The 18,004-nt window shown below is 72.1% G+C and carries 17 protein-coding genes; 6 read left to right on the forward strand and 11 right to left on the reverse strand.

Annotated features, from left to right (window positions below):
• Positions 1-118: 118 nt before the first annotated feature.
• The 7 genes from ACFYZ3_RS13095 to ACFYZ3_RS13125 form a co-directional block, all read right to left on the reverse strand.
• On the reverse strand, positions 119-907 hold the full coding sequence (locus ACFYZ3_RS13095) for an ABC transporter ATP-binding protein (RefSeq protein ID WP_388516079.1): 789 nt from the start codon (positions 905-907) through the stop codon (positions 119-121).
• Entirely contained in the window at positions 900-1,829 is a 930-nt protein-coding gene (locus tag ACFYZ3_RS13100) for an ABC transporter permease (RefSeq protein ID WP_388516081.1), read from the reverse strand. The genes ACFYZ3_RS13095 and ACFYZ3_RS13100 overlap by 8 nt, the downstream gene beginning before the upstream one ends.
• Before the next feature lie 98 nt (positions 1,830-1,927).
• Positions 1,928-2,800, reverse strand: a complete 873-nt coding sequence (locus tag ACFYZ3_RS13105; RefSeq protein WP_361016013.1) for a glycosyltransferase — start codon at positions 2,798-2,800, stop codon at positions 1,928-1,930.
• A gap of 8 nt (positions 2,801-2,808) precedes the next feature.
• A complete protein-coding gene (locus tag ACFYZ3_RS13110) occupies positions 2,809-3,588 on the reverse strand; it encodes a CDP-alcohol phosphatidyltransferase family protein (RefSeq protein WP_198601752.1) in 780 nt (259 codons plus the stop codon).
• Positions 3,566-4,627, reverse strand: a complete 1,062-nt coding sequence (locus ACFYZ3_RS13115) for an iron-containing alcohol dehydrogenase family protein (RefSeq protein ID WP_388516083.1) — start codon at positions 4,625-4,627, stop codon at positions 3,566-3,568. Before ACFYZ3_RS13115 ends, ACFYZ3_RS13110 begins: the two co-directional genes overlap by 23 nt.
• Positions 4,615-5,367, reverse strand: coding sequence for a sugar phosphate nucleotidyltransferase (locus tag ACFYZ3_RS13120; RefSeq protein WP_388516085.1), 753 nt, complete (start codon positions 5,365-5,367; stop codon positions 4,615-4,617). Before ACFYZ3_RS13120 ends, ACFYZ3_RS13115 begins: the two co-directional genes overlap by 13 nt.
• Positions 5,364-7,181, reverse strand: a complete 1,818-nt coding sequence (locus tag ACFYZ3_RS13125; RefSeq protein ID WP_388516087.1) for a DUF5941 domain-containing protein — start codon at positions 7,179-7,181, stop codon at positions 5,364-5,366. Before ACFYZ3_RS13125 ends, ACFYZ3_RS13120 begins: the two co-directional genes overlap by 4 nt.
• 420 nt (positions 7,182-7,601) lie before the next feature.
• On the opposite strand from ACFYZ3_RS13125, the gene ACFYZ3_RS13130 reads away from it, so the two are divergent.
• Positions 7,602-8,540 (forward strand): cation diffusion facilitator family transporter, encoded by a 939-nt coding sequence (locus tag ACFYZ3_RS13130; RefSeq protein WP_388516089.1) that lies wholly within the window; start codon positions 7,602-7,604, stop codon positions 8,538-8,540.
• Positions 8,541-8,829: 289 nt separating this feature from the next.
• Positions 8,830-9,423, forward strand: a complete 594-nt coding sequence (gene idi, locus ACFYZ3_RS13135; protein WP_388516091.1) for an isopentenyl-diphosphate Delta-isomerase — start codon at positions 8,830-8,832, stop codon at positions 9,421-9,423.
• 57 nt (positions 9,424-9,480) lie between these two features.
• Here idi and ACFYZ3_RS13140 read toward each other — a convergent pair whose 3' ends face one another.
• Positions 9,481-9,933, reverse strand: a complete 453-nt coding sequence (locus ACFYZ3_RS13140) for an ATP-binding protein (RefSeq protein ID WP_388516842.1) — start codon at positions 9,931-9,933, stop codon at positions 9,481-9,483.
• A 195-nt stretch (positions 9,934-10,128) separates the two neighbouring features.
• On the opposite strand from ACFYZ3_RS13140, the gene ACFYZ3_RS13145 reads away from it, so the two are divergent.
• Positions 10,129-10,884 (forward strand): enoyl-CoA hydratase/isomerase family protein, encoded by a 756-nt coding sequence (locus tag ACFYZ3_RS13145; protein WP_388516093.1) that lies wholly within the window; start codon positions 10,129-10,131, stop codon positions 10,882-10,884.
• Here the strand turns inward: ACFYZ3_RS13145 and ACFYZ3_RS13150 are convergent.
• Together ACFYZ3_RS13150 and ACFYZ3_RS13155 are read right to left on the reverse strand one after the other, a co-directional pair.
• The gene (locus ACFYZ3_RS13150; protein ID WP_388516094.1) at positions 10,871-11,506 is read right to left on the reverse strand and encodes a DJ-1/PfpI family protein; all 636 of its coding nucleotides are present in this window, start codon (positions 11,504-11,506) and stop codon (positions 10,871-10,873) included. The genes ACFYZ3_RS13145 and ACFYZ3_RS13150 overlap by 14 nt on opposite strands.
• 49 nt (positions 11,507-11,555) lie before the next feature.
• Positions 11,556-12,533 (reverse strand): GlxA family transcriptional regulator, encoded by a 978-nt coding sequence (locus tag ACFYZ3_RS13155; RefSeq protein ID WP_388516096.1) that lies wholly within the window; start codon positions 12,531-12,533, stop codon positions 11,556-11,558.
• Positions 12,534-12,648: 115 nt separating this feature from the next.
• Between ACFYZ3_RS13155 and ACFYZ3_RS13160 the strand changes: the two genes are divergently transcribed.
• The 3 genes from ACFYZ3_RS13160 to ACFYZ3_RS13170 all read left to right on the forward strand — a co-directional run bounded on the left by ACFYZ3_RS13160 (position 12,649) and on the right by ACFYZ3_RS13170 (position 16,214).
• Positions 12,649-13,518, forward strand: coding sequence for a hypothetical protein (locus tag ACFYZ3_RS13160; RefSeq protein ID WP_388516098.1), 870 nt, complete (start codon positions 12,649-12,651; stop codon positions 13,516-13,518).
• A 107-nt stretch (positions 13,519-13,625) separates the two neighbouring features.
• Entirely contained in the window at positions 13,626-13,757 is a 132-nt protein-coding gene (locus ACFYZ3_RS13165; protein WP_010042827.1) for an LPFR motif small protein, read from the forward strand.
• Positions 13,758-13,871: 114 nt separating this feature from the next.
• On the forward strand, positions 13,872-16,214 hold the full coding sequence (locus ACFYZ3_RS13170) for a Tex family protein (protein ID WP_388516100.1): 2,343 nt from the start codon (positions 13,872-13,874) through the stop codon (positions 16,212-16,214).
• Between the two features lie 142 nt (positions 16,215-16,356).
• On the opposite strand, the gene ACFYZ3_RS13175 is transcribed toward ACFYZ3_RS13170, so the two are convergent.
• Positions 16,357-18,000 (reverse strand): ABC-F family ATP-binding cassette domain-containing protein, encoded by a 1,644-nt coding sequence (locus ACFYZ3_RS13175; RefSeq protein ID WP_388516102.1) that lies wholly within the window; start codon positions 17,998-18,000, stop codon positions 16,357-16,359.
• Positions 18,001-18,004 lie beyond the last annotated feature (4 nt).

Here is an 18,004-nt window from a genome sequence, read left to right on the forward strand (position 1 = left end):
CGCATCACAACAACACACCGATTGACTTCAAGATTCCTGAGAAAGCCAGGAGTTGACGCTTCCTTTGCAGACGCGGGGCCCCGCCGGAACAGTTCCGACGGGGCCCCGGCGTGTCGGGCTACTTGCCCGTGAACTTCTCGTACTCCTTGAGCACCTCGTCGGTCGGGCCGTCCATGCGCAGCTCGCCGCGCTCCAGCCACAGCACCCGGTTGCAGGTGTCACGGATGGACTTGTTGTTGTGGCTGACCAGGAAGACGGTGCCGGCCTCCTTCTTCAGTTCCCGGATGCGCTCCTCGGAGCGGGTCTGGAACTTGCGGTCGCCGGTGGCCAGGGCCTCGTCGATCATCAGGACGTCGTGGTCCTTGGCGGCGGCGATGGAGAAGCGCAGCCGGGCGGCCATGCCGGAGGAGTACGTGCGCATCGGCAGGGTGATGAAGTCGCCCTTCTCGTTGATGCCGGAGAAGTCGACGATGTCCTGGTAGCGCTCCTTGATCTGCTCGCGGGTCATGCCCATGGCCAGTCCGCCGAGGATGACGTTCCGCTCGCCGGTCAGGTCGTTCATCAGAGCCGCGTTCACACCGAGCAGGGAGGGCTGGCCGTCCGTATAGACCTTGCCGCGCTCGGCGGGCAGCAGCCCGGCGATGGCCCGCAGCAGGGTCGACTTGCCGGAGCCGTTGGAGCCGATCAGGCCGATGGCCTCGCCCCGGTAGGCGGTGAAGGAGACGCCGCGCACGGCGTGCACCTTGCGCACACCACGCTTCGCGTCGTCGGAGCCCCTCTTGAGCATGCGGCTCAGGGCGGCCGTCGCGCTGCCCTTGCCGGTCTTGGCGCCGTTGACGCGGTAGACGATGTGCACCTCGTCCGCGATGACCGTCGGCACCCGCTGGTCCTGCTGCTGTTCAGCCACGGCCGTACCTCTCCTCCGCCTTCCAGAAGTACACGAAGCCGCCCACGGCGAGGACCACGGCCCAGCCGAGCGCGACCGCCCACACGTGCGGGGGCAGGTTCTCGGAGCCGTACCCGTCGATCAGCGCGAAGCGCATCAGGTCCATGTAGACGGCGCTCGGGTTCCACTGGAGCACGTCGGCGATCCAGGCCGGCTTGTCCTCCAGCATGATCGGGATGGAGAACATCACGCCCGACGCGTACATCCAGGTGCGCATGATGAACGGCATCAGCTGGGCCAGGTCCGGCGTCTTCGCCCCCATCCGGGCCACGACCAGCGCGAGACCCACGTTGAAGAGGAACTGCAGGACCAGCACCGGGAAAACCAGCAGCCAGGCCAACGAGGGGTAGCTGCCGAAGCCGACGACCACCAGGAACAGCACGATCATCGAGGCCAGCAGCTGCTGGAGCTGCTGGAGCGCGAAGGAGACGGGCAGCGAGGCCCGGGGGAAGTGCAGCGCCCGCACCAGCCCGAGGTTGCCGGAGATGGCGCGCACGCCCGCCATCGCCGAGGACTGGGTGAAGGTGAAGACGAACACACCGGTCACCAGGAACGGGATGTAGACGTCCTTCTCCATGCCCCGGCCCGCGTCGAGGATCAGGCCGAAGATCAGGAAGTAGACGAGCGCGTTCAGCAGCGGCGTGACCACCTGCCACAGCTGGCCGAGCTTGGCCTGGCTGTACTGTGCGGTCAGCTTCGCCTGGGAGAAGGCGAGGATGAAGTGCCGCCGCCCCCAGAGCTGACGGACGTACTCCTTGAGGCTTGGTCGGGCGCCGCTCACGGACAGCCCGTACTTGGCGGCGAGGCGGGCCGGTGTGAGGCCCTCGTCGGGCGACACGGGCTTGGTCATGGCGACCGTGCCGTCGTGCGTTGTCTCACTCACTGGTGGAAACTTTCGTCTTCGAAAATGCTCGGCCGCGCGGGCCTGGCATGGACCTGGTGGCCCCGTTCGGGGCCGGAACACTCTCGGGTACGAGCTTGTCAGATCACCGGGGGGCGGCCCAGCCGGGTCAGGCGCCACACCGTACGCCACCGCATGGGGCGACGGGGGCCGCACGGGGTGGCCCAGCCCTCGCGGAAGCCGCCGAACCAGGCCTTCAGGGCGGGGCGCGACGGCCGGCGCAGCAGGGTGAGGGCCATCCAGACGCCGAGGTAGACCGGGACCAGCAGCGCGGGGAGGTTGCGGCGGGCGAGCCAGACGCGGTTGCGGGCGACCATGCGGTGGTAGACCGCGTGCCGGGACGGCGCGGTCGTGGGGTGGTTGAGCACCATGTCGGACCGGTAGTCGATCATCCAGCCCGCGTCGAGGGCGCGCCAGGCCAGGTCGGTTTCCTCGTGGGCGTAGAAGAAGGCGTCCGGCAGCCCGCCGACCTGGGTGAGGACACGGGTGCGCACCGCGTTGGCGCCGCCGAGGAAGGTGGTGACCCGGGAGGAGCGCATCGGGTCGGAGGCGCGCAGCCGCGGGACGTGCCGGCGCTGGGTCTCGCCGGTGTCCGGGTCGGCGATGCGGAAGCTGATGATGCCCAGCTCGTCGTCGGCCGCGAACGCCTCGCGGCACAGCTCGGCGGTGTCGGTGCGGGCGAGCAGTCCGTCGTCGTCGAGGAAGAGCAGGATGTCGACGTCGCTGCCGCCGGGGCCGAAGGCCTCGATGCCGACGTTGCGGCCACCGGGGATGCCCAGGTTCTCGGGCAGCTCGACGGTGCGCACGCCTTCGGGCACCTCCGGGACGGGCGAGCCGTTGCCGACCACGACCACCTCGACCGGGTCGCCGTCCTGCTTGGCCACCGAGTCGAGCAGGGCGCGCAGCTCCTCGGGACGGTTGCCCATCGTGATGACGACGGCGCCGACCTTCACGGGCGCGTTCACTTCAGCCTGCTGGAGGCGAGGATGGACACCAGGTGCAGCAGGGTCTGGAGCAGCGCGATGCCGGCGAGCACGGCGGTGCCGAGGCGGGTGAAGAACAGGTCGCCGCGCGCCTGGTCGACGATCGCGAGGACCAGGATCAGCAGGGACGCCTCGATGCCGAGGATCAGCCGGTGGAACTTGAGCGCGCCGGCGGCCCGGCGGGCCAGCGCCATGCCGGAGGAGCGGATCTCGGAGGCGGCCTCCTTGACCGGGGGCATCCCGTTCTGGTGCCGGGCGACGCCCACCAGGTCGGTCTCGGCCTTGATCAGGATGGCGCCGAGCGCGGCCAGGGTGCCGAGGAAGGCCCACAGCCAGTCGATGCGTCCGGTGCCCCAGAGGTCGGCGGCGCGCAGGCCGAGGCCGACCAGGACCGCGGCGTCGGTCAGGTAGGCGCCGACCCGGTCCAGGTAGACGCCGCCCAGCGAGTACTGCTTGCGCCAGCGCGCGATCTCGCCGTCGACGCAGTCCAGCAGCAGGTACAGCTGGACCGCGACCACGCCGAGCACGGCGCCCCAGATGCCCGGCACCAGCAGCGCCGGGGCCGCCAGCACGCCGCAGACGGTCATCAGGTACGTGAGCTGGTTGGGCGTGATCCTGGTGTTCACCAGATAGCGGTCGATCCGCAGCGAGACCTCACGCATGTAGAGGCGTCCCGCCCAGTGCTCACCGCTGCGCCGGTCCTTGACCCCCGCGGGATGGACGACCGGGCGTAGTTCAGCTACCGATGGCCTTGACATAGTCGGCGTACAGGTCCTTGATCTGGTCGGTGGTGAGGTCGAGGTGCTCGAGGATCGTGTAGCGGCCGGGCCGCGTCTGGGGGGCGAACTCCACGGCCCGGAAGAACTCCTCGGGCGTGAACCCGATCTCCTCGGGCAGCACCGGCAGCCCGTGCCGCCGCAGGACCTCGGCCATGTGGGCGGACTCCTCGTGGGCCCCGCGCAGATACATCGCGAAGGCCGCACCCAGGCCGCACTGCTCGCCGTGGGCGGCCGCGCGCTCGGGGAAGAGCAGGTCGAAGGCGTGGTTGATCTCGTGGCAGGCGCCCGAGGACGGCCGCGAGTCGCCGGAGACCGACATGGCGATGCCGCTGAGCACCAGTGCCTCGGCCAGCACCTGGAGGAAGTCGTTGTCGCCGATGCCGCCGGGGTGGCGCAGCACGGCCTCGCCGGCCTGGCGGGCCATCGCGGCGGCCAGGCCGTCGATCCGCTCGCCCTTGATGCGGTTGGCCAGCTCCCAGTCCGCGATCGCGGAGACGTTGGAGACGGCGTCGCCGATGCCGGCGCGCACGAAGCGGGCCGGGGCCGCGCGGATGACGTCCAGGTCGATGACGACGGCGATCGGGTTCGGCACACCGTAGGAGCCGCGGCCCGCGTCGTTGTCGAGGGTGGCGACCGGGGAGCACAGACCGTCGTGCGCGAGGTTGGTCGGCACGGCGACCAGCGGGAGGCCGATGCGCGCCGCCGCGAACTTGGCGCAGTCGATGATCTTGCCGCCGCCGAGGCCGACGACCGCGTCGTAGTGGCCGCCCTTCATGGCGCCGGCGAGCTTGATCGCGTCGTCCAGGGTGCCGCCGCCGACCTCGTACCAGTCGGCGCCGGGCAGGGACGGGGCGACGCGGTCGCGCAGCCGGGCGCCGGAGCCGCCGCTGACGGCGACGGCGAGCTTGCCCGAGTGGGAGATGCGCTCGTCGGCGAGCACACTCCCCAGGTCGTCGAGGGCACCCGCGCGGATGTCGACGACGACCGGCGACGGGATGAGCCTCGTCAGTACTGGCACGCGATCTCCCTGCCCTTGGCAAGGTCGTCGTGGTTGTCGATCTCGACCCACTTGACGTCGCCGATCGGCGCCACGTCGACCTTGAAGCCGCGGTTGACCAGTTCCTGGTAGCCGTCCTCGTAGTAGAGCTGCGGGTCGCGCTCGAAGGTGGTCTTCAGCGCGTCGGCCAGCTCCGCGGCGGCCTCGCCCTCGATGAGGGTGACGCCGATGTACTCGCCGGTCGCCTCGGCCGGGTCCATCAGCTTGGTGATGCGCCTAACGCCCTTGTCGGGGTCGACGACGACCTTCATCTCCTCGTCGGCGAGGTTCTTCACCGTGTCGAGGGCGAGGATGATCTTCTTGCCGTCGCCGCGGGCGGCGAGCAGCGTCTTCTCGACGGAGACCGGGTGCACGGTGTCGCCGTTGGCGAGGATCACGCCGTCCTTGAGGGCGTCACGGCCGCACCACAGGGAGTAGGCGTTGTTCCACTCCTCGGCCTTGTCGTTGTCGATGAGGGTGAGCTTGACGCCGTACTTCTGCTCCAGCTCCGCCTGGCGGTCGTACACGGCCTCCTTGCGGTAGCCGACGATGATCCCGACCTCCGTCAGGCCGACCTCGGCGAAGTTCGCCAGCGTCAGGTCGAGGACCGTGATGCTGTCCTGAGCGCCCTCGGGGCCGACCGGGACCAGTGCCTTGGGCAGGGTGTCGGTGTAGGGGCGCAGACGGCGTCCGGCGCCGGCCGCCAGCACGAGGCCGATCATGCGGTTTCTCCTTCGTCGTGTACGGCGGGTGCGCCGACCTGGTGGGCGGCGACCCAGAAGCGGATGCTCTCGACGAGCACCACGAGTGCCACGGCCACGGCGAGCACCGTGAGCGCAAGCTTGAACTGTGTGGCGGTGAGCAGCACGGCCAGCGCGCAGATCACCAGCGTGCGGCCCTCGTGCCCCCCGACCGTCCGCACCAGCCACTGCGGCGGCGCGCCCGCGTCGCCGCGGATGCGGTAGACCGTGTCGTAGTGATGGTAGGCGACCGCGGACACCAGCCCGAAAGCCGCCGGAAGGGCCCCGTTCACGTCGGCTTTCGCGGCCAGGAACAGGACGGTGAGGTACTCGGCGGCCCGGAAGAACGGGGGGACCAGCCAGTCGAGGGCGCCCTTGAGGGGACGGGCGACGGCGAGCGCGGAGGTCAGCACGTACACGAGCGCGGCGACGAGCGGCCAGGGGCCGCCGAAGTCGGTGAGCGCGGCGGTGGCGACGACGGCGGCACCGCCGAGGAGGGCGACGGCGGGGGCGGTGAAGCCGGGCAGCCGGCGGGCGGCGGCGCCGAGGCCCTTGGCGCCGGCCTCGGCGAGCGGACCAGAGTCGGCGAGGTCGGCCAGCGCCTTCGCCGCCCGGTCGGTGCGGGTGGCCCTGCGGGTCAGCGAGCGCAGGACGCGGCCAGCGGTGGTGTACGTCGCGGCGAACGCGCAGCCGATCAGCAGCGCGTAGAAGGTGATCCGGGGCGTGGTGAGCGCGGTCAGGACGGCGATCATGGCCCAGCGTTCGCCGATGGGCAGCACGATCATGCGGCGCAGCCACACCGTCCAGCCGACGCTGTCGAGCCTGTCGGAGAGGGCGGCGGTGGGACTGGTGTTGGCCGAGGCGTCGTGATTGGCCTCGTTGAAGGAGAAGTCGACGACATGCCGGCAGGTCTGGAGCACCATCGCGCCGAGGGCCAGGGCCCACACGTCGTCGCCGCCGCGGGCTGCTCCGAGGGCGAGGCCCGCGTAGTAGGCGTACTCCTTGGCGCGGTCGAAGGTGGCGTCGAGCCAGGCGCCGAGCGTGGAGTACTGGAGGGAGTAGCGGGCCAGCTGTCCGTCGGTGCAGTCGAGGACGAAGGAGGCGATGAGCAGGACGCCGGCGGCCACGAAGCCGCCGCGGGTACCGGTGGCCGCGCAGCCGGCCGCTATGAGCGCGGTGATCAGCGAGGCGGTGGTGACCTGGTTGGGGGTCAGGCCGCGGCGCGCGCACCAGCGGGCGATGTAGCGGGAGTAGGGGCTGATGAAGTGGGTGGTGACGAAGCCGTCGCGGGCCTTGACCGCCGACTTCAGGCGTACGGCCTCGTCGTCGACGGCGGCGACGGCCTGCCGTGCCTCGTTGCGGGCCTGCGGGTCGGCGGGGACGGCGGCGACGAGGCTGCCGAGTTCGGGTCGGTGCACGTCGGCGCCGTCGGCGTCGAGGGCGGCGGTGATCCGGTCGGCGAGGCTGTCGACGTCCACGGCGGTGCCGCCGCCCGCGGAGTTCTCGCGGGCCATCGCGCGGGTCAGCGTCTGGCGGGCGGCCGACTGGGCGGTCACGGCACCCGGGATCGCGGCGAGCGGGAAGCGGGGGTCGGTGAGGCCGAGGCGCAGGGCGTGCAAGTGGCCCACCAAGCGGGCGTCGACGACGGCGACCCGCTCCTCGCCGGGTACCCGGGCGAGGAGGGTCTCGGTCTCGGCGGCACCGGAGGCGAGGTGCACGTCGAAGCCCAGGGACCGCAGCTCGCTCTCGATCGACGAACCCGGGACCGGCTGACCGGTGAGGATGGCGGTCGGCAACCGAACTCACTCCCTGGTGCCGGCGCCTGGACGCCGGGCCTGTGCATGGTGGGGCGCCCGTGCCTGGGGCACCCGGGCGGCATGTCGGCAGAGGTTATCGGATGCCGGGAACGCCGTGTTCACCGCCCGTTTGACGGTCGGTCGACGCCACTTGCTCCCGCCTTTGCCGCGATCATCATCGTGGATTCGGGGCCCGCCCGACAAACCGCGCTCGCAGACCGGGCATCGCGGACATCGCACAGTGTCCACCCTTGTTCGCACAGGGTCAGGACACGTCCTGACCTGCGGAACGTTTCCGCAGGTCAGGGCACATGACAACGGTGTTCAGTGCCGCGTTGCCCGATACCCCCTACCCGTAGTTGACTGGCATCCGGGCGCCGGGTCGCCGGACGCCGGTACACACAGGGAGGCGGCTTTCTCATGGGGGCTGGGCACGATCACGGGCACGCGCACGGGGGGCACGCCGGCGGGACGGCGACCGCCGCGTACCGGGGCAGGCTGCGGGTGGCGCTGGCGATCACCCTCACCGTCATGGTCGTGGAGATCGTCGGCGGTCTGGTCGCCGACTCCCTCGCGCTGATCGCCGACGCCGCGCACATGGCGACCGACGCCCTGGGGCTCGGCATGGCCCTGCTGGCCGTCCACTTCGCGAGCCGCCCGCCGAGCGACCGCCGCACCTTCGGCTACGCCCGCGCCGAGATCCTTGCCGCCCTGGCCAACTGTCTGCTGCTGCTCGGGGTCGGCGGTTACGTCCTGTACGAGGCGATCGACCGGTTCGTCACGCCGGCCGACACCGCGGGCGGCGCGACCGTCGTCTTCGGCGCGATCGGCCTGGTGGCGAACATGGTGTCGCTGTCGCTGCTGATGCGCGGACAGAAGGAGAGCCTGAACGTGCGGGGCGCCTTCCTCGAGGTGGCGGCCGACGCGCTGGGTTCCCTGGCGGTGATCGTCTCGGCGCTGGTGATCCTGGGCACGGGCTGGCAGCCGGCCGACCCGATCGCGTCGCTGCTCATCGGTCTGATGATCGTGCCGCGGACCTGGCGGCTGCTGCGCGAGACCCTCGACGTGCTGCTCGAGGCGGCTCCCAAGGGCGTGGACATCGCCGAGGTGCGCGCCCACATACTGGCCCTCGACGGGGTCGAGGACGTGCACGACCTGCACGCCTGGACCATCACCTCCGGCATGCCGGTGCTGTCGGCGCACGTGGTGGTCGACGGCGAGGCGCTGAATGCGATCGGCCACGAGAAGATGCTCCACGAGCTGCAGGGCTGCCTGGGCGACCACTTCGACGTCGAGCACTGCACGTTCCAGCTGGAGCCCAGCGGTCACGCGGAGCACGAGGCGCGGCTGTGCCGCTGAGCCGTGGTGACGCGGCGGACGACCGGGGGCGCGCACGCTCCGGGACGCGCCGGTGAACGCCCCGTCCGCCTCCGGTCCGCCACGGCACTCCCCGGAGGGGGCGCGGACCGGAAGGTTCCCGGGGCGCGCCCTCGGGAACGATCATCCATCGGACCCCTGCTCGGTGTCCGACCGGCCGCCCCCCGGTGCCCGCGCGGGCACGCAGGACATGCGGGTGTGCCGGGAAGTGCCGAGAGTGCCGGATTCGTACGGCACACTTGGGGCGCGAGGACCGATGTGAAGGATGGGTATGCCGATCACTCCTGCCACCGCGACGCCCAGCTCGTCGAACGGCACCGCAGAAGCCATTTTGCTGGAACTGGTCGACGAGAACGGCGTGACGATCGGCACCGCGGAGAAGCTCTCCGCGCACCAGCCGCCGGGGCGGCTGCACCGCGCCTTCTCCGTGTTCCTCTTCGACGAGCGGGGGCGGCTGCTGATCCAGCAGCGGGCGCTGGGCAAGTACCACTCCCCCGGCGTGTGGTCCAACACCTGCTGCGGTCACCCCTACCCCGGTGAGGCGCCGTTCGCCGCGGCGGCCCGGCGGACGTTCGAGGAGCTGGGGGTGTCGCCCTCCCTGCTCGCCGAGGCGGGCACGGTGCGCTACAACCATCCCGACCCGGCCTCCGGGCTGGTCGAGCAGGAGTACAACCACCTCTTCGTCGGCCTGGTGCAGGCCGAGCCGCGTCCTGACCCGGAGGAGGTGGCGGGGACGGCCTTCGTGTCCGCGGCGGAGCTGACCGAGCGGCACGCGAAGGACACCTTCTCGGCGTGGTTCATGACGGTGCTGGACGCGGCCCGGCCGGCCGTGCGGGAGCTGACGGGCACGTCCGCGGGCTGGTGAGGGGCGTTCCGCCGCCGGGCCCGCCGCCCACTGCCGGGCCCGCCGGGCGTCCGCGTGCTAGCGCGGGACGTGCTTGAGCGGCAGGGCCGCCCAGATCACCTTGCCGCCGCTCGCGGTGTGGGCCACGTCGCAGGCCCCGCCCGCCTCGCGGGTCATCTCGCGGACCAGGAGCAGGCCGCGCCCGCCGGTGCGGCCGTGGTCGGTCTCCAGGGCGGTCGGGCGATAGGGGTGGTCGTCCTCCACGGCCAGCCGCACCCACTCGGGCCCGACGGCGACCTCCACGGCGAGAACCGGCGAGAGCACCGCGGCGTGCCGGACCGCGTTCGTGACCAGTTCCGAGACGATCAGCAGCAGGGCCTGCGTCACGTCGTCGGAGACCGGCACGCCCTGGCGCACCAGCAGGTCGCGCACGGCGTGCCGGGCCTGCGGGACCGAGGCGTCCACGGCGGGGGCGGTGAACCGCCAGACACCTTCGTACGGCAGCGGCCCGGCGGGCCCGGTCTCGTCCATCGTCCGGTCGCCACCCCTGGGCTCGATTGTCACCACACCCCTGAGTGTTGGTAACGCGCCGCGCCACCCCCACGGACTGAACACAAGTCAGCATGTATCGAGCGGTTTGTGACCGTTGGCGCATGAGACGCGACCGTTCCTGTCCCGCCCGCCCGGCCGCTCGAGGCGGAGAGGCGGGTGGATAGCATCCGGTCCATGGAGCCGCAGCTGCTGCACCGGGTCGCCGACTCGGTCGCCACCGTCGTCGTCCACCACCCGGCCAAGCGCAACGCCATGACGACCGCGATGTGGCGGGCGCTGCCCGGGCTCCTCGACGGCCTGGCCGCCGATCCCGGGGTGCGGGCACTGGTGCTCACCGGCGAGGGCGCGACCTTCTGCGCCGGGGCCGACATCTCCACCCTGCGCGAGTCGGCCGAGGAGGCGCAGGCCTTGGCGGTACGGGCCGAGGAGGCCCTCGCCGCGTTTCCCAAGCCGACGCTCGCGGCGGTCCGCGGACACTGCGTCGGCGGCGGGGCGCAGTTGGCGGCGGCGTGCGACCTGCGGTTCGCCGAGGAGACGGCGCTGTTCGGCGTGACCCCGGCCAAGCTGGGGGTCGTGTATCCGGCGTCCGCGACCCGGCGCCTCGTGGCGCTGACGGGGCCCGCCACGGCGAAGTACCTGCTGTTCGGCGGCGAGTTGATCGACGCCGCGCGGGCGCTGCGCACCGGCCTGGTGGACGAGGTGCTGCCGGAGGGCGAGCTCGGCAAGCGGGTGGCGGAGTTCACCCGGGTGCTGGTGTCCCGTTCCCTGCTGACGCAGGCCGCGGCGAAGGAGTTCGCCGCCGGACGCACGGACCGGGACGCCCACTGGGCCGCGCAGGCGCGGGGCAGCGGCGACACCGCGGAGGGGGTCGCCGCCTTCCTGGAGCGCAGACAGCCGCGTTTCAGCTGGAACGGGCCTACTTCAGGATGAACCGGTTCCTCGTGCGGAACTCCTCGACGAGGTACGCGGGCGCCTTGTCCGGGGACCCGGCGTCGTAGGGCGGCTGCGGGTCGTACTCGGTGAGCAGCTGGACCGCCTGGGCGTGCTCGTCGCCGGCGATCCGGCCGACCAGGGTGAGGCCCATGTCGATGCCGGAGGAGACGCCGGCCGCGGTGACGTACTTGCCGTCGGTGACGACCCGCTCCCCGGTCGGCTCGGCGCCGTACTGCTTCAGCAGGTCCAGGGCCAGCCAGTGCGAGGTGGCGCGGCGGCCGCCGAGCAGTCCGGCGGCGGCGAGCAGCAGCGAGCCGGAGCAGACCGAGGTGGTCCAGGTACTGGCGGTGTCGGCGGCGCGGAGCCAGTCCAGCAGGGTCGCGTTGCCCATCTGCGCGTCCTGGCCGGGGCCGCCCGGCACGACGACGACGTCCGGGTTCGGCACGTCCGCCAGGGTCCGGTCGGCGGTGAGCGCCAGGCTCCCCGTGTCGTTGCGGACCGGGCCGGGCCGCTCGGCGACGAACACGGTCTCGGCGCCCGGAATGCGGCTCATGGTCTCGTACGGGCCCACGGCGTCGAGGGCGGTGAAGCGGTCGAAGAGAACGATGGCTGTGCGCACGTACTGCCTCTTTCGGTTCGGTGGTGCGGTGGGTGGGCGTACCGGCGCGTCAGGAGACCGGCGCGGGCCGGAACCGGCGGCGGTACTCCGCCGGTGAGGTGCCGAGAGCCTTGACGAAGGCACGGCGCATGGCCTCCGGCGTGCCGTAGCCGCTGGCGCGGGAGACCTCCTCGACTCCGTCGCCGGTGTCCTCGAGGAGCCGGCGGGCGTGCTCCAGCCGGACCCGGTCGACGTAGCGGCCCGGCGTCGTGCCGGTCTCCGCCTGGAAGGCGCGGGCGAAGTGGCGCGGGGAGAGGCTGGCGCGGGCGGCGAGGGACTCGACGCTCAGGTCGTCGCCGGGGTGCTCGGTGATCCAGTGCTGGAGCTCACGCAGCGGCTCGCGACGGGCGGTCTGGGCGGCGAGCTGGGCGCTGAACTGGGCCTGGTTCCCGGGCCGGCGCAGGAACACCACCAGGTGCCGGGCGACGGTCAGGGCCACGTCCCGGCCCAGGTCCTCCTCCACCAGCGCGAGGGCGAGGTCGATGCCGGAGGTGACGCCGGCCGACGTGGCCACGTTCCCGTCCCGGATGTAGATCGGGTCGGGGTCCACCTCCACGTCCGGGTGGTCGCGGGCGAGCCGGTCGCTGTAGGCCCAGTGGGTGGTGACGCGGCGGCCGTCCAGCAGTCCCGCCCGGGCCAGCAGGATCGCCCCGGTGCAGACGGAGACCAGGCGCCGGGCGCCGGTTCCGTGCTCGCGCAGCCAGTCGGTCAGGCGCGGGTCGGGGTTCCGGGTGCCCTGACCGCCGGGGACCACCAGGGTGTCCGGCTGCGGCCCGTCGCCGAGTACCTGGTCCGGTACGACGTTCAGACCGCTGGAGGTGCGCACGGGAGCACCGTCCAGCGACGCCGTGCGGATGCGGTACGTACCCGGCGTGTGCTGCTCGGCACCCGCGAAGACCTCCACGGGGCCGGTGACGTCAAGGCTCTGTACGCCGTCGAAGAGGAGGACCAGAACGGTTCGGCCCGTTCGGCCGGTTCGTCGCGCCATGCCGTCGATTCTTCGCCCGGCCGTCGTCCGGCCGCAATGACGAGAACCCCTCCTTTCCTGCCATGCGTCCCACAGGCCCGAAGCAGCGTACTGAGCGGTTGGTAACGTGCGTGGCATGACAACTGCCGCCATCGACGCACGCGCGGGCCGCCGCTGCCACAACGCGCTCAACTCACTGCACTCGACGCACTACTTCTCCCCCGACCTGGGCCGCGAACTGGGCGCGCTCGGGGTCACCGACGCCCCGGCCGTCAACTTCGCGGCGCGCGCCGCCGCGCTGGGTCCGGTCGGCGCCGGTGCCGTGACGGCGGCGTTCTACAACTACAAGCACGATCTCGTCGCCCGGCACGTGCCCGCCGTGTGGGAGAAGGTCAGCCCCGAGCAGGCCCTGGCGGCACGACTGCGCGCCGTCGACGCGACGCTGCGCCGCCTCCTGGGCGAGGAGGCCGTGGTGTCGGCCGGGATGGCGGAGGCGGCCGAACTGGCGCTGCGCGCCACCGAGGGCTGCACGCGCGGCGCCCGGCCGCTCTACTCGGCCCACGCGGACCTGCCCGTGCCCGACGCCCCGCACCTGGCGCTCTGGCACGCGGCGACCCTGCTGCGCGAGCACCGCGGAGACGGCCATCTCGCCGCGCTGATGACCGCGGGTCTGGACGGCCTGGAGGCGCTGGTGACGCACACCGCCACCGGCAAGGGCATGGCACCGAAGTGGATCTTCACCACGCGGGGCTGGACCCAGGAGGAGTGGGACTCTGCCACCGGCCGACTGCGCGAGCGGGGGCTGGTCGACGCGGCGGGCGAGCTGACCGAGGCGGGCACGGCCCTGCGCGAGGGGATCGAGCGGGAGACCGACCGGCTGGACACGGCCCCCTACGCGCACCTGGGCGCGGAGGGTGTGGCGCGCCTGACGGAACTCGCGTCGGTCTTCGCGCGAACGGCGCTCGGTGCGGGCGCCTTCCCGGCGGACCTGCTCGCCAAGCGCTGACGACACGCCCGGGCTCGGACGAAGTGTACGGACAGGCATGCGAGGCCGCGACCGAGGTACCCGTAAGTCCCCCGGCCGGGTCGGCCGGGAAACGAAAGGGGCTACACGTGTTCCGTGCCATCGCAGACGTTCTGCGCCAGATCGGTGGAGCGATCGCCACCGTGGTGACGCTTCCCTTCCGGGCCCTGGCCCGGCTCTTCGGCGGGGCCTCGTCCTCCACCCGGAGCCGCAGGGTCTGATCCGGGCCCCTCTCCTCGGTCGCGCGACCGGCCCGGCCGGCGCCCTGATCCCCGATTGTCGGTGCCACCTGCCACAATTGCCGCGCAACCTCAGTGAGAAGGCGGTACGGGATCGTGACGACACCCGACGTAGGGTCCATCGAAAGCAGGATCGCCGACGAGCTCGGCGTACGGGAGCGGCAGGTGAAGGCCGCGGTCGAGCTGCTCGACGGCGGCTCGACGGTGCCCTTCATCGCCCGCTACCGCAAGGAAGCGACCGAGATGCTCGACGACGCGCAGCTGCGCACGCTCGAGGAGCGGCTGCGCTATCTGCGGGAGCTGGAGGAGCGGCGCGCGGCGATCCTCGACTCGGTGCGCGAGCAGGGCAAGCTCACCGAGGAGCTTGAGGCGCGCATCCGCGCGGCGGAGACCAAGGCGCGCCTTGAGGACATCTACCTGCCGTTCAAGCCGAAGCGGCGGACGAAGGCGCAGATCGCGCGCGAGGCGGGTCTTGAGCCGCTGGCCGAGGGACTGCTCGCCGACGCGTCGGTGGACCCGCAGGCCGCGGCGGCCGCGTTCGTCGACGCCGGCAAGGGCGTGGCCGATCCGCAGGCCGCCCTGGACGGGGCGCGCTCCATCCTCACGGAGAAGTTCTCGGAGGACGCCGACCTGATCGGCGAGCTGCGCGAGCGGATGTGGACGCGCGGGCGGCTCGCCGCCAAGGTCAAGGACGGCAAGGAGGAGGCCGGCGCCAAGTTCGCCGACTACTTCGACTTCGCCGAGCCGTTCACCGACCTGCCCTCGCACCGCGTCCTCGCGATGCTGCGCGGCGAGAAGGAGGATGTGCTCGACCTCGTCCTGGAGCCCGAGGAGCCCACCGAGGGCCCGTCCTCGTACGAGGCGATCGTCGCGAGCCGGTTCGGGATCGCCGACCGCGGCCGGCCCGCGGACAAGTGGCTGGGCGACACCGTCCGCTGGGCCTGGCGCACCCGCATCCTGGTGCACCTGGGCATCGACCTCAGGCTGCGCCTGCGCACCGCCGCGGAGGACGAGGCGGTCGACGTGTTCGCCGCCAATCTGCGCGACCTGCTGCTGGCCGCCCCGGCGGGCACCCGGGCGACGCTCGGCCTCGACCCCGGTTTCCGTACCGGTGTGAAGGTCGCCGTGGTCGACGCGACCGGCAAGGTCGTGGCCACGGACGTGATCCACCCGCACGTCCCCGCCAACCGGTGGGACGAGGCGATCGCCAAGCTCGCGCGGCTGGCGAAGGAGCACACGGTCGACCTGATCGCCATCGGCAACGGCACGGCCTCCCGCGAGACCGACAAGCTCGCCGGTGAACTCATCACCAGGCACCCCGAGTTGAATCTCACCAAGGTGATGGTGTCCGAGGCGGGCGCCTCCGTGTACTCGGCCTCGGCCTTCGCCTCCCAGGAACTGCCGGACATGGACGTCTCGCTGCGCGGCGCGGTGTCGATCGCCCGGCGTCTCCAGGACCCGCTGGCCGAGCTGGTGAAGATCGACCCGAAGTCGATCGGCGTCGGCCAGTACCAGCACGACCTCTCCGAGGTGAAGCTGTCCCGCTCGCTGGACGCGGTGGTCGAGGACTGTGTGAACGGCGTGGGGGTGGACGTCAACACCGCCTCCGCGCCGCTGCTCGCCCGGGTCTCCGGCATCACCTCGGGGCTCGCGGAGAACATCGTGGCGCACCGCGACGCGAACGGGCCGTTCTCCTCGCGGACCGCGCTGAAGAAGGTGTCCCGGCTCGGCCCCAAGGCGTACGAGCAGTGCGCGGGCTTCCTGCGGATCCGCGGCGGCGACGACCCGCTGGACGCGTCGAGCGTGCACCCCGAGGCGTACCCCGTGGTGCGTCGGATGGTGAGGACCGCCGGGCAGGAGGTGACCGGCCTGATCGGCAACACGTCGGTGCTGCGGTCGCTGAGGCCGGACCAGTTCGTGGACGAGACGTTCGGTCTGCCGACGGTCACGGACATTCTGCGGGAGCTGGAGAAGCCGGGGCGCGACCCTCGGCCCGCCTTCAAGACGGCCACCTTCAAGGAGGGCGTGGAGAAGATCTCCGACCTGTCGTCCGGGATGGTGCTGGAGGGTGTCGTCACGAACGTGGCCGCGTTCGGGGCGTTCGTGGACGTCGGCGTGCATCAGGACGGGCTCGTGCACGTGTCCGCGATGTCGAGGACGTTCGTGAAGGATCCGCGGGACGTGGTGAAGCCCGGGGACATCGTGAAGGTGAAGGTGATGGACGTCGACATTCCGCGCAAGCGGATCTCGTTGACGTTGCGGTTGGACGACGAGGCTGCTCCGCAGGGGGAGCCGAAGAAGGAGCGGGGTGGGAAGCCGCCTCGGCAGCGGCAGCAGCGGGGTGCCTCCGGCGGTGGCGGTAAGGGGCGGCCTTCGTCGGCGCCTGCGGCGTCCAACGGGGCGATGGCGGACGCGTTGCGGCGGGCCGGGTTGGCGTAGGCCGTCCGGCGGTTGCCGCGGGGGGTGGGTGCGCGGCCCGGCGTTGCGGGGTGCCGCTGCGCCCACCCGTGCCGCCTGGGGGTACCTCCCAGGCCGTTCAGGCACTGGGGGAGGCACGACTGCCCGCAGCGGCGGGGGGCGGCTACGTGCGTTCCACGACCTTGCCGTTCGTTACCTCCAGGCGGCGGGTCATGCTGACCGCGTTGAGCATGCGGCGGTCGTGGGTGATCAGGAGGAGGGTGCCTTCGTAGGCGTCCAGGGCCGACTCGAGCTGTTCGATGGCCGGGAGGTCGAGGTGGTTGGTCGGCTCGTCCAGGACCAGGAGGTTGACGCCTCTGCCCTGGAGGAGGGCGAGGGCGGCCCTGGTGCGTTCGCCGGGTGAGAGGGTCGACGCCGGGCGCACGACATGGTCGGCCTTCAGGGCGAACTTGGCCAGGAGCGTGCGGATCTCCGCCGGTTCCACGTCCGGGACGGCCGCACGGAAGGCGTCGAGCAGCGTCTCGGGGCCGTGGAACAGCTTGCGGGCCTGGTCGACCTCGCCGAGCAGGACGCCGGAGCCGAGCGCCGCGTGCCCCGCGTCGAGGGGGACGCGGCCCAGGAGGGCGCCGAGGAGCGTGGACTTGCCCGCGCCGTTGGCTCCGGTCACCGCCACCCGGTCCGCCCAGTCGATCTGGAGGGAGACCGGGCCGAGCGTGAAGTCGCCGCGCCGGACCTCGGCATCGCGCAGGGTGGCGACGACCGCGCCGGAGCGGGGCGCCGAGGCGATCTCCATGCGCAGGTCCCATTCCTTGCGCGGTTCCTCGACGACGTCCAGGCGTTCGATCATGCGCTGGGTCTGGCGGGCCTTGGCGGCCTGCTTCTCGCTGGCCTCGCTGCGGAACTTGCGGCCGATCTTGTCGTTGTCGTTGCCCGCCTTGCGCCGGGCGTTCTTGACGCCCTTGTCCATCCAGGCGCGCTGCGTCTGGGCCCGGTCCTGGAGGGAGGCCCGCTTGTCGGCGTACTCCTCGTACTCGTCGCGGGCGTGCCGGCGGGTCACCTCGCGTTCCTCCAGGTAGGCCTCGTAGCCGCCGCCGTAGAGGTTGATCTGCCGCTGGGCGAGGTCGAGTTCGAGGACCTTGGTGACGGTGCGGGTGAGGAACTCGCGGTCGTGGCTGACGACGACGGTGCCGGCGCGCAGGCCGGTCACGAAGCGTTCGAGGCGCTCCAGGCCGTCCAGGTCGAGGTCGTTGGTCGGCTCGTCGAGCAGGAAGACGTCGTAGCGGGAGAGGAGGAGGGAGGCGAGCCCGGCGCGGGCCGCCTGTCCGCCGGACAGGGACGTCATCGGCTGGTCCAGGTCGACGGTCAGGCCCAGCGCGTCGGCGGTCTCCTCCGCGCGGTCGTCGAGGTCGGCGCCGCCGAGGCCCAGCCAGCGCTCCAGGGCGGTGGCGTAGGCGTCGTCGGCTCCCGGGACGCCGTCGACCAGGGCCTGGGTGGCCTCGTCCATGGCACGCTGGGCGTCGGTGACACCGGTGCGGCGGGCCAGGAACTCCCGCACGCTCTCGCCGGGGCGGCGCTCCGGCTCCTGCGGGAGGTGGCCGACGGTGGCGGTGGGCGGGGACAGGCGCAGCTCCCCCTCCTCCGGGTCGGTCAGCCCGGCGAGCATCCGCAGAAGGGTGGACTTCCCCGCGCCGTTGGCTCCGACGAGACCGATGACGTCGCCGGGTGCGACGACGAGGTCGAGCCCGGTGAACAGGGAGCGGTCGCCGTGGCCGGCGGCGAGGTTCTTGGCGACGAGGGTGGCAGTCATCAGA

It is taken from the genome of Streptomyces sp. NPDC001599, assembly GCF_042893535.1.
In the GTDB taxonomy this organism is placed as follows: Bacteria; Actinomycetota; Actinomycetes; order Streptomycetales; family Streptomycetaceae; genus Streptomyces.